Source organism: Psychroflexus gondwanensis ACAM 44 (assembly GCF_000355905.1).
In the GTDB taxonomy this organism is placed as follows: domain Bacteria; phylum Bacteroidota; class Bacteroidia; order Flavobacteriales; family Flavobacteriaceae; genus Psychroflexus; species Psychroflexus gondwanensis.
Genome location: NZ_APLF01000009.1, coordinates 286,075 through 301,306 on the forward strand (window position 1 = coordinate 286,075; position 15,232 = coordinate 301,306).

The 15,232-nt window shown below is 35.1% G+C and carries 12 protein-coding genes; 10 read left to right on the forward strand and 2 right to left on the reverse strand.

Translation table 11 applies throughout. The annotated features are described in order from the left end of the window. The first annotated feature begins 439 nt into the window (after positions 1-439). The 5 genes from PGOND44_RS10170 to guaB all read left to right on the forward strand — a co-directional run bounded on the left by PGOND44_RS10170 (position 440) and on the right by guaB (position 6,346). Positions 440-865 (forward strand): DoxX family protein, encoded by a 426-nt coding sequence (locus PGOND44_RS10170; protein ID WP_003441044.1) that lies wholly within the window; start codon positions 440-442, stop codon positions 863-865. Between the two features lie 472 nt (positions 866-1,337). Next, positions 1,338-2,327, forward strand: coding sequence for an NADP-dependent oxidoreductase (locus PGOND44_RS10175; RefSeq protein WP_003441048.1), 990 nt, complete (start codon positions 1,338-1,340; stop codon positions 2,325-2,327). 400 nt (positions 2,328-2,727) lie between these two features. Next, on the forward strand, positions 2,728-4,074 hold the full coding sequence (locus PGOND44_RS10185) for an IS110 family RNA-guided transposase (RefSeq protein ID WP_003441052.1): 1,347 nt from the start codon (positions 2,728-2,730) through the stop codon (positions 4,072-4,074). A gap of 97 nt (positions 4,075-4,171) precedes the next feature. Then, positions 4,172-4,612 carry a hypothetical protein gene (locus PGOND44_RS10190; RefSeq protein ID WP_003441055.1) on the forward strand — a complete coding sequence of 147 codons (441 nt, stop codon included), beginning with the start codon at positions 4,172-4,174 and terminating at the stop codon, positions 4,610-4,612. A 267-nt stretch (positions 4,613-4,879) separates the two neighbouring features. Continuing rightward, on the forward strand, positions 4,880-6,346 hold the full coding sequence (guaB, locus tag PGOND44_RS10195; protein WP_003441058.1) for an IMP dehydrogenase: 1,467 nt from the start codon (positions 4,880-4,882) through the stop codon (positions 6,344-6,346). 69 nt (positions 6,347-6,415) lie between these two features. Here guaB and PGOND44_RS10200 read toward each other — a convergent pair whose 3' ends face one another. Then, positions 6,416-6,940, reverse strand: coding sequence for an OmpH family outer membrane protein (locus PGOND44_RS10200; RefSeq protein WP_003441063.1), 525 nt, complete (start codon positions 6,938-6,940; stop codon positions 6,416-6,418). A gap of 55 nt (positions 6,941-6,995) precedes the next feature. Next, on the reverse strand, positions 6,996-7,448 hold the full coding sequence (locus tag PGOND44_RS10205; RefSeq protein ID WP_003441066.1) for an SRPBCC family protein: 453 nt from the start codon (positions 7,446-7,448) through the stop codon (positions 6,996-6,998). A gap of 116 nt (positions 7,449-7,564) precedes the next feature. Here PGOND44_RS10205 and PGOND44_RS10210 point away from each other — a divergent pair, with 116 nt between their 5' ends. The 5 genes from PGOND44_RS10210 (at position 7,565) to PGOND44_RS10230 (ending at position 15,225) form a co-directional block, all read left to right on the forward strand. Beyond that, positions 7,565-9,496, forward strand: a complete 1,932-nt coding sequence (locus tag PGOND44_RS10210) for a peptidylprolyl isomerase (RefSeq protein ID WP_003441081.1) — start codon at positions 7,565-7,567, stop codon at positions 9,494-9,496. Then, on the forward strand, positions 9,486-10,346 hold the full coding sequence (locus PGOND44_RS10215; RefSeq protein ID WP_003441084.1) for a hypothetical protein: 861 nt from the start codon (positions 9,486-9,488) through the stop codon (positions 10,344-10,346). Before PGOND44_RS10210 ends, PGOND44_RS10215 begins: the two co-directional genes overlap by 11 nt. Further along, on the forward strand, positions 10,327-11,769 hold the full coding sequence (locus tag PGOND44_RS10220) for a peptidylprolyl isomerase (protein ID WP_003441088.1): 1,443 nt from the start codon (positions 10,327-10,329) through the stop codon (positions 11,767-11,769). The genes PGOND44_RS10215 and PGOND44_RS10220 overlap by 20 nt, the downstream gene beginning before the upstream one ends. Before the next feature lies 1 nt (position 11,770). Then, a complete protein-coding gene (locus PGOND44_RS10225) occupies positions 11,771-12,724 on the forward strand; it encodes an AAA family ATPase (protein ID WP_003441091.1) in 954 nt (317 codons plus the stop codon). Between the two features lie 233 nt (positions 12,725-12,957). After that, the gene (locus PGOND44_RS10230; protein ID WP_003441094.1) at positions 12,958-15,225 is read left to right on the forward strand and encodes an aconitate hydratase; all 2,268 of its coding nucleotides are present in this window, start codon (positions 12,958-12,960) and stop codon (positions 15,223-15,225) included. The last annotated feature ends 7 nt before the right edge of the window (positions 15,226-15,232 follow it).

Below are 15,232 nucleotides of genomic sequence, written 5' to 3' on the forward strand. Positions count from 1 at the left end.
TTTTAGCCATAAAGTTTTTCTTTTTAATGATCATTTTGATTGTATTTTTTCATTTCAACCTAAGTCAGATTTCCGGATAGCAAAATAAGGCTTGAGCAGCTTAAAGACATAAAAAACTTAATAATTTACTTAGAAAAATATTGATTTGTAAAATGCCATCGACGTATTAACTCTAATATCAGTTTAGCTTTCTTAATAATAAATAAGTAAATTGTATTTTATTAATAGCTTTAGATCCTTGAATGCAGCACTCCAGATTCAAAAAATAGACGTCACTGTAGTTCCTTGTTAGTATTGCTAAAACAGGCAAAAAATTATTTTAAAGATAGGATCTAATATATGCAATAAAGGAATTCTATGTAAATCCTTATCCGATTTATATAGATCTTATAGGGTTGTATTTTTTCCAGTATAAACATGTGGTATAAAAATAATAACGATGAAAAAAGAAGTCAAAACGAGTTTAACCCAAAACATATTTAGAATACTACTAGCTTTACTCATGATCTATACGGGGTTCAGTCACCTCACCTTTAATAGGATAGAATTTCAATCTCAGGTGCCAGATTGGCTACCCTTAAGCAAAGATCTAGTGGTAATCCTTTCAGGTATTGTTGAAATGTGCTTAGGTCTCACTTTATTACTCTGGAAAAATCAACGCGCTAGAATTGGATGGGCACTTGCTATTTTCTTTATACTCATATTTCCTGGTAACGTGGCCCAGTATCTGGATGGAAAAGATGCTTTTGGAGCTTTAAATTCTGATACAGCTCGATTGATAAGGCTTTTCTTTCAGCCTGTTCTTATAGCCTGGGCAATTTGGTCATCTGGTGCATGGCAGTCATGGAGAAATTCCAAAAAATAAATAATCAAGTTTGCTTTCCTATATATTCGGTTTACCGTTTAATAACGAAAGCATGTAAACCATTTCTGGGAGATTTAAACTTGACCTACCCACAGTATTTGGTATTACTGGTTTTATGTGAGAATGATAATTTATGAGTAAACCAAACCGGTGAAAGGTTACTTCTAAATAACATTATCCTAATTCCCATTATAAAGCAAATGGGGTAAATGAAATTGATCGTCAAAGATCGAAATTCGATGAAAGAAAGTCCATGTTTAATTTCCGATAATGGAAAATAACTGAAAGAAGATGCCATTCCAACTCCAAATAAACTGTTCAATACCCTGAGAGCAGAAAAGGTTAAGTTAGGAAACCTTATGTTTTTAAAAGATAGTTTAAACAATTGGGCCGATATTCTTTCAGATAAACTGAATGACAGAAATAATCCTTAAATTACTGATAATAAAAATCAATATAAAAAGCATTAGATATGAAAGCCTTACAAATAGTAAAATACGGTGAAATTAAAGATAGTTTATCTATCAAAGAAATTAAAAAACCAGCCGTAAAGGCGAATGATATTTTAATTGAAGTTAAAGCCGCTGGGCTAAACCCCATAGATTACAAAATAGTGGAGGGTCAATTGAAAGATATGATTGCTTTAAACTTACCTTGTACAATCGGTTTTGACGTGAGTGGCGTAGTTGTTGAAAAAGGGGCAGATGTAAATAATTTTGAAATTGGAGATGAAGTCTATTCTAGAGTCCCACAAGAACAAATGGGGACAGTAGCCGAATTTGTTGTGGTTAATAGTGACATGGTTGCTAAAAAACCAGATAATGTCTCTTTTGAAAAAGCTGCTGGTTTACCATTGGTTGGACTTACTGCAATCCAAGCTTTAGAGCGTGTTGGTCTTAAGGAAAATGATAGGATCCTAATTCATGCTGGCTCTGGTGGTGTAGGTAGTTTTGCCATTCAGTATGCAAAGGCAAAAGGAGCTATTGTGTATACGACTACGAGTACTAAAAATGTAGATTGGGTTAAAGCTTTGGGCGCCGACCGTGTGATCGATTATAAAACAGAGGATTATAAAGAAGTCTCTACTAATTTGGATATCGTTTTCGACACTTTAGGAGACGATTATACTTTTGATGCTTTTCAAATCATAAAGGAAGGTGGGAAAGTAACGACAATAGTAGGTCCACCAGACGAGGAAACAGCAAAGCAAATGGGTATGACCGATTATACACTACCCGAAAAATTATCAAAGTTAATTGATGAGAAGTCCGCTGTTTACAGGCTAACGTGGATGCAACCTAATGCAGGACAACTGAAGGAAATTGCAACTATGGTTGAAGATAGAGCCATAAAACCCATTGTAGATTTTATTTATTCTCTTGAAGATGGGATAGATGCTTACGAATACCTAGCTACAGGAAGGGCAGAAGGAAAAGTAATCATAAGTCTTTCTATAAACTAAACCTTAAAGACCGTTATCCGAAGTTTAACTTAGGATAAATATAAGTACCATATTCCTCTATTATGTTTTTTTTGATATACTGAAAAGCTAGTATCTTTTTTACACTCTACTATAAATTTTAAACGTTGTCAACAATTCCCCTCTTTTCCAAAAAAAAAATAATTACTTTAAGGTAACGTTTGTATCTTACTGGCTAGCCCATTGCAAGACCGATTTCAAATTGATGCCTTAAAAGCTCGTGCGCAATTCTGGTTGGAATGTGAAAAGCCTTTGATATTGACCTATCAAAGGCTTGTGATAATTACACTGATGAATCCTTTATGGATATCTCGTTCAGAATATTTTCTTGTTTACAATATACATTCTCTTTGGGTTTTTTATTCATCTAAAACCAAAAATAATGGCAAAGAGAAAATTAGAAATGGAAATCATCAATCCTAATGCAGCTGGAATTGATATTGGCAGTCGCTCACATTTTGTAGCAATTAATCAAGACCTCTCAGATGTAAGAGAGTTTGGAGTTTACGCTGAGGATATGAAAGAATTACTCAAGTGGCTACTTGAAAATGACGTGAAAACTGTGGCTATGGAATCTACAGGTTCCTATTGGCAAAATTTATTTACTGAATTACAAAATTCCGCTATAGAAGTAATTCTAACCAATGGAAAATTCACCAAAAATATCCAAGGAAAGAAAACAGATGTACTAGATTGTATGTGGATTCAAAAGTTACATACCCTCGGACTTTTACGGGGAAGTTTTTTGCCTGATTTACAAACAGAACATCTAAGAACCTTAGTAAGGCATCGTGGTAATTTAATTGATACAACTTCAAAAGCCTCTAAAAGAATGGCTCAAAATATGAGACTGATGAATCTTAGATTGGATGTAGTAGTAAAAGATATTGTGGGACTCACTGGTTTACGCATTATAAATGCAATATGTAATGGTCAAACCAGCGGTGAAGAACTTGCAAAGCTGAGACACGGAAATTGTAAAAAATCTGAAAAAGAAATAGCAAAAGCCCTACAAAGTAATAACCGTCAAGATTATTTATTTGTTTTAAAACAAGAACTACAAAAATATCAAGATGCACAAAGATTAATCTTTGAATGTGATATAGAAATAAAAAAGATTTTGGATCAATGTATCAATCAAGATGATGTGAAAAAATCCCTTTGTATTGATAAGAAAGTACATAAAAGAATAAATAAAAACACGCCGAAAAATATAGATTTAAACCTTATTTCTTATCAATACTTTGACGGAATTGATTTGTACGCTATAGAAGGTTTTAGTCACGGCACTGTACTAACTTTAATGAGTGAACTTGGCGAAAATGGCATCTTAAAATTCCAAAACGCACAACACTTTACATCCTGGCTTAGATTAGCACCAAATAATAAAGTCTCAGGAGGAAGAATTCTTAGCAGTCGAACACCTAAAGGTAGTAATAGACTTAAAATTGCCCTAAGACAAGCAGCAAATTCAATTGGAAATCTAAAAGATACCCACCTTTCTAATTTCTTCAATAGAATTGCCTACAGAAAAGGGAGAGCTGTTGCTGTTTCTGCCACTGCAAGAAAATTAGCCACCATACTTTGGAATATGCTTTATAAAAAGCATCAATACAATCCACCTACTGTTTACGAATATCTTGACCAAAAAAGAAAGAGAAAAGTAATCGAACTTCAAAAACAAATTGCTAATTTAGATGCAAGAATGACTAAAATTAAACCCGCCTGAACGCCAGTAAAAACAGGGTGTAAAAAAAACGTTACTCAGAAATTGAAGCAAAAATATCTAAATTCTCACATCTTTAAGATGTAATAAATTCATAATTATGAAAAATAAAATCTTGAACTTACTAATAATTTTAGTATTAGTATTATTAGTAAGTTGTAGTGATAATGATGATAACGGTCAAATAGTTGTTGATGAGGTTGGTTCCGTAGAATATTTTATTAATAACAAAACAACTAAAGACTTGGTACTTATTTTCGAAAAATCTGAAGAATTAGGGTCTGAAATTGACACCACAAGAGTTATATCTTCTGATATTTCTTTACTAATTCTAGAAGATAGTGTAATTGGGCAAAATCCAGTACCTGAAGATTCCCTAGAAGAAATTAAAATTTATGAGGCTTCTAACTTATCTGATCCACTCTCAACTTTTTCACCAGTTAATAATGAAGATTGGACAATCACAAGTCAAGAATTAGGGGATTATGGATTTGGTTTAACCAGTTATGAGATTATTATAACTGATTCTATTTTAGATTAAAAAATTGAAGATAAATAAGTTTACGGGCTAGTTGAAGGCTAAATCGTGTTTAAGTAGATTTCTAAATAGGGGATCTCCAACTTCCAAAACTTCAACTATCCACGTAAATCTATCTTCTTGAGCGGTTAAGTTTTAATTTGGTATAATTTAGTTCTTAATTTTAACTCATATAAAGGATATTACATTTGACACTCTAAACTAAACCTTAAAGTGTCAGTAACTTAATTTCAAAAAAACTATATTTGCACGCAATTAAATCTAATTGCAATGACACATTCAAAAGTAAAAGGATTAGGCTTTACCTACGACGATGTTCTTTTAGTTCCTGCTTACTCAGACATTCTACCTAGGACCGTAAGTATCGAAAGCAAATTCACAAGAAATATATCACTTAACGTTCCAATAGTCTCTGCCGCCATGGACACGGTAACAGAATCTAGAATGGCTATTGCTATTGCAAGAGAAGGGGGGATTGGCGTTCTTCATAAAAACATGACCATAGAGCAGCAAGCCCTTAAAGTGAGAAGAGTGAAGCGTGCTGAAAGTGGAATGATCATAGATCCTGTTACACTCCCTATAACCGCTACTGTGAAAGATGCTAACGATAGCATGCGAGAGCACAGTATTGGGGGGATTCCTATTGTAGATGATTCTAAAAAATTAATAGGTATTGTTACCAATCGTGATTTGCGTTTCGAACAAAAAAACGACAGACCTATTAAAGAGGTGATGACCACTGGAAACTTAGTCACTGTTAGTGAAGGGACTTCCCTTAAAGAAGCTGAAGTCATTTTGCAAAAACATAAAATTGAAAAACTTCCAGTTATCAATAAAGATAACGAACTCGTAGGTCTTATTACCTTCAGAGATATAACAAAATTAACTCAAAAACCTTCAGCAAATAAAGATCAGTACGGGAGGCTGAGAGTTGCTGCAGCATTGGGAGTGACCAATGATATTGTAGAAAGAGCAACAGCCTTAGTAAAAGCTGGCGTAGATGCCGTTGTTATTGATACGGCTCACGGCCATACGAAAGGGGTGGTGGATGTTTTGAAACTCATTAAAAAAGAATTTCCAAACCTCGATGTTGTGGTTGGAAATATAGCTACAGCCGAGGCTGCAAGATATTTGGTAGAGGCTGGCGCAGATGCAGTGAAAGTTGGAATTGGCCCAGGATCTATTTGTACCACACGAATAGTTGCTGGAGTAGGTTCTCCTCAACTCTCTGCGGTTATGGAAGTTTCTGAGGCTATAAAAGGATCTGGTGTTCCTGTAATTGCCGATGGAGGAATTCGATATACGGGTGATATTCCAAAGGCTATTGCTGGAGGTGCAGATTGTGTGATGCTTGGGTCGTTGCTAGCTGGAACCAAAGAATCTCCTGGAGAAACCATCATTTATGAGGGCAGAAAGTTTAAATCTTATAGAGGAATGGGATCTGTAGAAGCTATGCATAAAGGCTCTAAAGATAGATACTTCCAAGATGTTGAAGATGATATTAAGAAGCTAGTCCCAGAAGGCATCGTAGGCCGTGTTCCTTATAAAGGAGAATTGGTGGAGAGTATGGTACAGTTTATTGGCGGGTTAAGAGCTGGAATGGGCTACTGTGGAGCAAAAGATATTTCAGCTTTAAAAGAGAATGCTCAGTTTGTTCAAATTACAAGTTCTGGTATCATGGAAAGTCATCCACATGGCGTTACCATTACCAAAGAAGCTCCTAATTATAGTAGATAATTAAGGTTCATATAAAAAAAGCTCGAAATACTATTTCGAGCTTTTTGCTTTTATTCTTAAATCTATAATTTATTCAGGAGTTACGTCTGGAGTGTCTTTGACCTCAATTCCCATTTTTTTCAAAGTTTTGAGAGTGATGTCAAATTTAGGATCGATATAGATGATGCTATTGTTTTCATCAAAAATCTGTGTAAACCCATCTTCTATAACAATAGCTTCTACTGTTTTTCCTATTTTATTATAAAGTGGTCTCAGGTATTCGTCTTGTTGCAATTGGAGCATTTTAGAAGAATTTTCCTGCAAGTTTTGTAAATCCTCTTCTAAGTCGACGATTTCCCCTTGCTTCATTTTCTTCATCAAGTCACTCATGTCTTTCTCCCCTTCGTTATAGTTGGCTACCACTTCTTGGTATTCTACGTATTTTTGTTGAATGGTACTATCCAGCTTGGCGCTGTAGGTTTTTAATTTTTCTTCAACATCCTTTATCTCTGGCATCTGAGATAAAATGTATTCATTATTAATGGTGCCCACTTTAGTTTGTGAAAAAGCACTGAAGCTTAAAGTCAATAAAGCAATGTAAATAATCTGTTTCATCGGTATTTAAATTTTTTACAAATAAAGTTATTTATTATTATAAATCAAACCATACTCAATTTGTTTTCACACTCTTACCGTCTTCGATAAATGCTTTAAAATCTTTTTGGACTAAAACAGATCGTTTTTTAAAGATCTCAGGGAGCAATTTGCTAATCACTTTCATAAAACCTGAAAATTTGAATTGGCTGTAAGAGGTCCATTTGGTTTGATTCTCGCTGATGTCTTCAAAATAATTTTTTTGAACGCTCTCCATGCCCTTAGAAGAGTATTCACCATGCCACTCTTCGGGTAAATTCTTTTTAATAATTGTTTCAGTCATTTTTATAGACTGACCTTCTATGGTGATGTATAGTTTTCGTTTACTGCCTACTTCTCCGTTTCTGCCGCTTAATAGCCGACTTCGTTTGAGTCCTCTTTGCCAATGTGGAAGTAAACTAGAATTTTCAAACGCATCGATGATTTCCTGTCTAGGTTTGTTGATGATAATTTCGGTCTTATATTCCATGGATGCAATCTTAATTTAAATCTGAAGATAAGAGAGAAATAGTTCAAATTTTTATAAAAACTTAAACATTGTGTGCGTAAGCATTTTTCTTACTTTTGCTTCTAAAATTTCAGAAAATGAAACCCCTATTTAATTTTTACATAATTTTCGTATGTTTTGTTTTTGGAGCAAATGCACAAGAATCAGATGATGTATTATTTGAGATAGATGAAGAGACTTTTCAAGTTGATCCTTTCGTAGAATCTTTCCAAAAGAATTCCGAATTAATGGCATCCTCAAAAGAAGATCTAGAAGATTACCTCCAACTTTACATCAACTTCCGATTAAAAATAAAATCGGCTTACGACCAGGAACTAGATACTTTACAATCTTTCCAAAAAGAGTTTAGCAGGTATTATAAACAAATTGCAGATAGTTATATTTCCAATGGTGAAGTGACGGAAGCGATGGTAAAAGAAACTTATGACAGAACCAAAACTGAAGTCAGGGCAAGTCATATTTTATTGAATCTTTCTAAGTATGATGAAGACACTGCTAAAGTTTACGATAAGGCCTTAATGCTATCGAAAAGAGCAGAAAATGGTGAGGACTTTGCCATGCTCGCCAAGCAGTATTCAGAAGACCCATCAGCTCAACGTAATGATGGTGATCTTAACTGGTTCAATGCCTTTAAAATGGTTTATGAATTTGAGGATGCAGCTTATAAATTGGATATCGGTGAAATTTCAAAACCAGTACGGTCCGACTTCGGTTACCATATTATAAAGAAAACAGGAGAGCGGGCATCTAAAGGTCAACTCAAGACCGCTCATATTATGGTGGTAAAAAAAGATTCGCTACAAGACCCTAAAGAGCAAATCGACAAAATATACGCGAAAGTGGAGAGTGGAGACGATTTTCATGACCTTGCAAAGCAATATAGCGACGATACGAATACTGCCAGTAACGGTGGTTATATTGCTCCATTTGGGATAGGAGGACTTAACTCAAAAGCTTACGAGAATGAAGCTTTTCAATTGGAGAATACTGGCGATTATACCGAGCCGTTTCAAACTAGCTTTGGTTGGCATATTGTAAAATTAATCGAAATTGAGCCTATACAATCCTACCAAGACATAAAAGAAGACTTGAAGAAAAGGCTCAAAAGTTCTTCAAGGTCAAAATTATTGGTCAGTAAGATTAAAGAAGATTTGGAAGCGCGTTACGAAGTAACTATAAATGAAGATGCTAAGTCTTATTTCTTGAAAACATTAGACAGTACTTTTGATAAAGGGAAGTGGAGGTTCTCGCCAAGCGAAAATTTACCTGAAACTTATGTGTTTAAAGTTGAAGACAAGGAAGTTGATTTCAAAACCTTTGGAGAATACTTAGAAAGGCAACAAAGAAGCCTGTCTAAATTGCCAGAACACAAAGTAGTTATTGAGGATGCGCTAAATGATCTGGTTTATAATCAGCTTTTAGCTTACCATAAAACTCAATTGGAAGAAATAGATCAGGATTTTGCTAACAGAATAGAGGAGTATAAAAATGGGATTTTGATTTTTGATTATATGTCTGCGAATGTCTGGGAGCCCACTTCAAAAGACACAATCTTACAACGCGAATATTACACACAAAATCGAGATGAATTTGTGACAGACTCCAAAATAGAAGGTCAGCTGTATACTTCTGCTTCCAAATCCTCAATTAAAGAGGTAAGATCCAGACTAAAAGAAAAAATATTATTAGATACTATTTCCATACAATTACCTGATGATGTGATTTTAGAACAGGTGGCGATCTCGAAGTCTTCATCCAAAATACCTAAAGCTTTCAAATTCAAAGAAGGGGTGAGTAAGATTTATGACTACTTGGACCAATATTTGATTATGAATGCCACAGAAGTAAAGCCTTCTTTTGTCCCTGAATTTAATAAAGTGAGCGGTAAAATAATAAGCAGTCTTCAAGAAAAACGTGAAGAACAACTGATATCAAATCTTAGAGATCGATATACGATAAAGATCAACAAGGACGTTTTAGAACAAGTAAAACAAAAGTTTGAAAAGTAAATTAATTTTTTATCTGATTATTAGTTCCGTTATGCTGAGTTCATGCGCTTTCTTTAGTAAGGAAGAAAATACGACTAGTGTGGCGAGGGTAAATAATCATTACCTGTCTCGCGAAGAGCTCTCCGAGCAAATATCCAGTAATCTTTCAGAAATGGATAGTACTGTAGCTGCTAGGAATTATATTCAAAATTGGGCTAGGGATAAGCTGTTTTTAGATAGAGCAAAATTGAATTTACCCCAAGAGCAACAATCGTATTTTAGAGACTTGTCCAAAAGGTATGAAGAGCAATTGTTTAAAAAGGCCTATAAGGATGCACTTATTGAAAAACAGTTGAAAATTCAAATTGATTCCTCAGAAATTGCTTCGTACTATCAAGACAACAAATCCAATTTCAAATTGAATGAAGATTTAGTTCAATTAAGATACCTTCAATTGGATAAAAAAATGAAATCTTTGCGTGACATAAAACGTGAATTTGTACGTTTTAATGCTGAAGATATGCTATCATTGCAAGAAAAGTCTTTGGAATTCAAATCTTTATCTTTAAACGATTCCATCTGGGTTCGCGTCACCGACGTAGTCAAAGAATTTGAAGAAAACAAAGGTATACAGCTGGAAAAGTCTGAAATATCAAAGGCCAATAGTTTTTTGGAATTTGAAAATGAAAGCGATTTGTTTTACTTTTATTCCAAAGACTTTTTAAAGCGTAACGATGAAGCGCCTTTAAGCTATGTGAGACCAACTATTGAGCAGATTTTACTCAACAAGAAAAAAATAAATATTTCAAAAATAATTGACAAAGAGATTACAAAAGATGCTACAAAAAATAATGAATTTAAAGTCTATTAATTTAAAAGCTATTGCATTTTTAGGAATGTTGTTCTTTAGTTTTATCACTATAGCTCAAGTGACTATAGATGATGAAGACAACTTGCTAAAAGAGTCAGATTTCAGCCCTGAAATATTGAAAGCGACTAAAATGACTCAAGACGGTCGTTTAAAAATTGACGGGGTTGCCGCTGTTGTTGGAGATTATTTGGTTTTAGAAAGTGATATTTCTAAAGCATATATCGATATGAAAAACCAACAAATTGGTGAAATTACCTATTGTGATGTCGCCGAAACAATTCTTGAGAATAAGCTTTTTGCTCATCATGCGGTCCAAGACAGTTTGCCTTTCAATCCTTCTCGTGTAGAAAGTTTTACAGATCAACAAATAGATCAATTTGTACGACAAGTCGGTAGTATGGATAAGCTATTAGAATTCTATAAAATCGATTCTGAAAGTGAACTGAGAGACCAACTTAACGAAATCAACACCCAAAGAATGCTTGCTGAAGAGATGCAAGGATCTATTGTGGACGAGGTTGAAATAACCCCTGAAGAGACAAGAGATTTCTTCGAGGCTATTCCAGAAGATGAAATTCCATTGATAAATGATGAGGTAGAACTTGCTCAAATTATTGTAAGGCCTGAAGTAGGTGAAAAAGAGGAACAAGCTGTTATCGACAAATTGAATTCTTATAGAGACGATGTAGTTGCCGGTGGAAGTTTTGCTACCAAGGCTGTTTTATATTCTGAAGATAGAGGATCTAGGAGTCAGGGAGGTAAAATTACCTTAACTAGGGAAGACAATTTTGTAAAAGAATTTAAAGATGCTGCATTCAGTTTACAAGAGGGTGAGGTGAGTAAACCTTTTGAAACTGAATTTGGATGGCACATTCTTACTGTGGAAAAAATTAGAGGTCAGCAAGTAGATGTTAGACACATTTTATTATATCCTGAAATTAGTTCTGAAGCTATTCAAAAAGCTAAAGATGAAATTGAACTGGTTAGAAAAAAAATAGTTGATGGAGAAGTTGATTTTAAAGAGGCTGCAAGAGAAGTGTCCGATGAAATGGAAACTAGAGAAAGTGGTGGCCAATTGATAAATAACGCGACTGGCGATAGACGTTTTGAGTTGACCAAGATAGACCCTACACTCTACGACCAAGTCATAGACCTGAAAGAAAATGAAGTGTCTCAAGTCATTAAAGATTCTGAGCCTAGAACCGCTAAAATCTTTTTTAAGGTCATTACAGTCACCAAAAAGATCCCGGAGCACATAGCTGAATTCAGTAAAGATTACACAAAAATCCGAGAACTGGCTTTACAGCAGAAAAAGTTAAGAGAAATAAAAGAGTGGAAAGCCGAAAAGGTTATAGATACCTACGTTAAAATAAATGGAGATTACAAAGCTTGTGAATTTGCAAAATCTTGGATAAAACAATAATATGTCTGATGTTCAGGAATTAGATGAGTTTGTAAAAAAGTATGCGGCTTTAAAGTCTGAAATTGCCAAGGTAATTGTAGGGCAAGATAAAGTTGTAGAGACTTTATTAATATCTATTTTTTCCGGAGGTCATTCCCTTTTGGTGGGCGTGCCTGGCCTAGCTAAAACACTCATGGTCAATACCATCTCTCAAGCATTGGGCCTAGACTTTAAAAGAGTTCAATTTACACCAGATTTAATGCCAAGTGATATAATTGGTTCTGAAATTCTGGACGAAAATAGAAAGTTCAAGTTTCTGAAAGGACCTGTTTTTACAAATATGTTACTAGCAGATGAAATTAACAGAACTCCACCAAAAACCCAAGCCGCCTTACTAGAAGCCATGCAAGAAAAAGCGGTAACTGTTGGCGGAAAGAATTACAAGCTCTCTAAGCCTTATTTTGTTCTTGCTACCCAAAATCCTATTGAGCAGGAAGGGACTTATCCACTACCAGAAGCCCAATTGGATAGGTTTATGTTCGAGGTTAATCTTACTTATCCTAGTTACCAAGAGGAAGTGGATGTCGTTAAGGCGACAACTCAAAATCACAATGCTCAGATCGATTCACTCTTTAGTGCTGCAGAAATTATTGAAATTCAACAATTAATTAGAAAAATGCCAATCGCAGATAATGTGATTGAGTATGCTGTAACTTTAGTGAGTAAAACCAGACCCAATACAGAGTCATCATCAGAATTTATCAATACGTATGTAGATTGGGGGGCAGGACCAAGAGCTTCTCAAAACCTCGTGCTTGCAGGAAAAACACATGCGGCGTCCAAAGGTAAATATTCACCCGATATTGAAGATATACAAGCTGTGGCCACATCTATATTAAGGCACAGGGTAGTAAGAAATTACAAAGCTGAAGCAGAAAACATATCGATAGAAGCTATTATAGATCAATTGCTCTAAGTTTTATTGATACTCAATCTAAATTATTGAGATTTTTATTACTTTTAGTCCTCCATCTACCGCATCAAATTATCATTTTATTATTTATTATTTGAAAAAATTGTAAATACCATAATTATAATCACTATTATTGATCTAGATGTGAATTATTGTTAGAAATTTTGCTATTATCTTACATATTTTCTAAAGTCAACTGAAATCACTATTTTTGTAGTACAAATAAAACATATACTATGGCTTTTGATATCGATATGATTAAGAAAGTGTATAGCCAAATGCCCGAAAGAGTTGAAAAAGCTCGAGAAGTAGTTGGTAAACCACTTACACTTTCAGAAAAAATCCTTTATTCCCACTTATGGGAAAAGACACCAAGTAAAAAACTTAATAGAGGTAAAGATTACGTAGATTTTGCTCCAGACCGCATTGCTTGTCAAGATGCAACGGCACAGATGGCCTTATTACAGTTTATGCAAGCTGGAAAAGAAAATGTAGCCGTTCCTACGACCGTACATTGCGATCACTTGATCCAAGCAAAACAAGGCGCTGTAAAAGACTTGAAAAGAGCCAATGATACCAGTAGTGAGGTTTTTGATTTTTTGGAATCGGTATCTAGTAAATACGGTATTGGATTTTGGAAACCGGGAGCAGGAATTATACACCAAGTCGTCTTAGAAAATTACGCTTTTCCTGGAGGAATGATGATAGGAACCGACTCACATACGGTAAATGCAGGTGGACTCGGAATGGTCGCTATAGGAGTAGGTGGAGCAGATGCTGTAGACGTTATGGCTGGAATGCCTTGGGAGCTTAAATTTCCTAAATTAATTGGTGTGAAGTTGACTGGTGCACCAAAAGGATGGACTGCTGCTAAAGATGTAATCTTGAAAGTGGCACAAATTTTAACGGTAAAAGGAGGAACAGGTTGTATCGTCGAATACTTTGGCGAAGGTGCTAAAAACCTCTCTTGTACTGGGAAAGGAACTATTTGTAATATGGGAGCAGAAATAGGAGCGACCACATCTACATTTGGCTACGATGATTCTATGGAACGTTTTTTAAGGGCGACAGATAGAAACGAAATTGCAGATGAAGCCAATAAAATAAGAGAGCACCTTACTGGAGATGCTGAGGTTTATGACAACCCAGAAGAGTATTTTGACCAAGTTATTGAAATTGACTTAAATACCTTAATGCCACATTTAAATGGTCCTTTTACTCCAGATTTAGCCACTCCCGTTGGAGAGCTAGGAGCAAAAGCTAAAGAAAATGGATGGCCAATAAAAGTGGATTGGGGATTAATAGGGTCTTGTACTAACTCTTCTTACGAAGATTTAACTAGAGCGGCCTCTATTGCTAAGCAGGCAGTGGATAAAAAATTAATACCAAAATCTGATTTTGGTATTAACCCAGGTTCAGAGCAAATTCGATTTACTGCAGAACGTGATGGGCTTCTTAAAGTTTTTGAAGATTTAGGAGCGACTATATTTACTAATGCCTGTGGACCTTGTATAGGCCAATGGGATAGAAGTGACAGAAAAGGCGATGAGAAGAATACAATTGTTCATTCTTTTAATAGAAACTTTTCGAAACGAGCTGATGGTAATCCAAATACACATGCTTTTGTAGGTTCTCCAGAAATGGTAGCAGCCATAGCAATTTCTGGTCGTTTGGATTTTGATCCAATGAACGACACTCTTATCAATGAAGATGGTGAAGAAGTGAAATTGGACCCGCCTCAAGGAATAGAATTACCCGAACTAGGTTTTGCTGTTGAAAACAATGGGTATTTGGAGCCCAAAGAGGATGGAAGCTCTATTAATGTAAGTGTGGATCCCAGCTCTAATAGAATTCAATTGTTAGATCCGTTTGATCCTTGGGATGGTAAAAATCTTACAGGAGCCAAATTGCTAATAAAAGCTCATGGTAAGTGTACAACAGACCATATTTCTATGGCTGGTCCTTGGTTGAAGTATAGAGGGCACCTAGATAATATCTCAGAAAATTGTTTGATTGGTGCAGTGAATGCTTTTAATATGAAGACTAACTTTGTAAAAAGTCAGTTGGATGGAAAACATGATGCTGTTCCCAAAACACAAAGAGCTTATAAAGCTGAAGGCATACCAACGGTAGTTGTGGGAGACCATAACTATGGTGAAGGGTCTTCACGTGAACACGCTGCTATGGAGCCAAGACATCTTGGTGTAAGAGTCGTTTTGGTGAAATCTTTTGCAAGAATTCATGAGACGAATTTGAAAAAGCAAGGAATGCTAGGAATTACTTTTGAGAACGAAAGTGACTACGACTTGATTCAAGAAGATGATACGTTTAACTTTGTAGATCTTAAGGACTTTGCAGAAGGCAAACCTTTAACTATTGAAGTTGTTCATGCCGATGGGTCGAAAGACACTTTCAAAGCAAATCACACTTACAATGACACTCAAATTGGATGGTTTAAAGAGGGCTCTGCGCTTAATATGATTAAGAAGCATAATAAGGCTTAAAACTTAT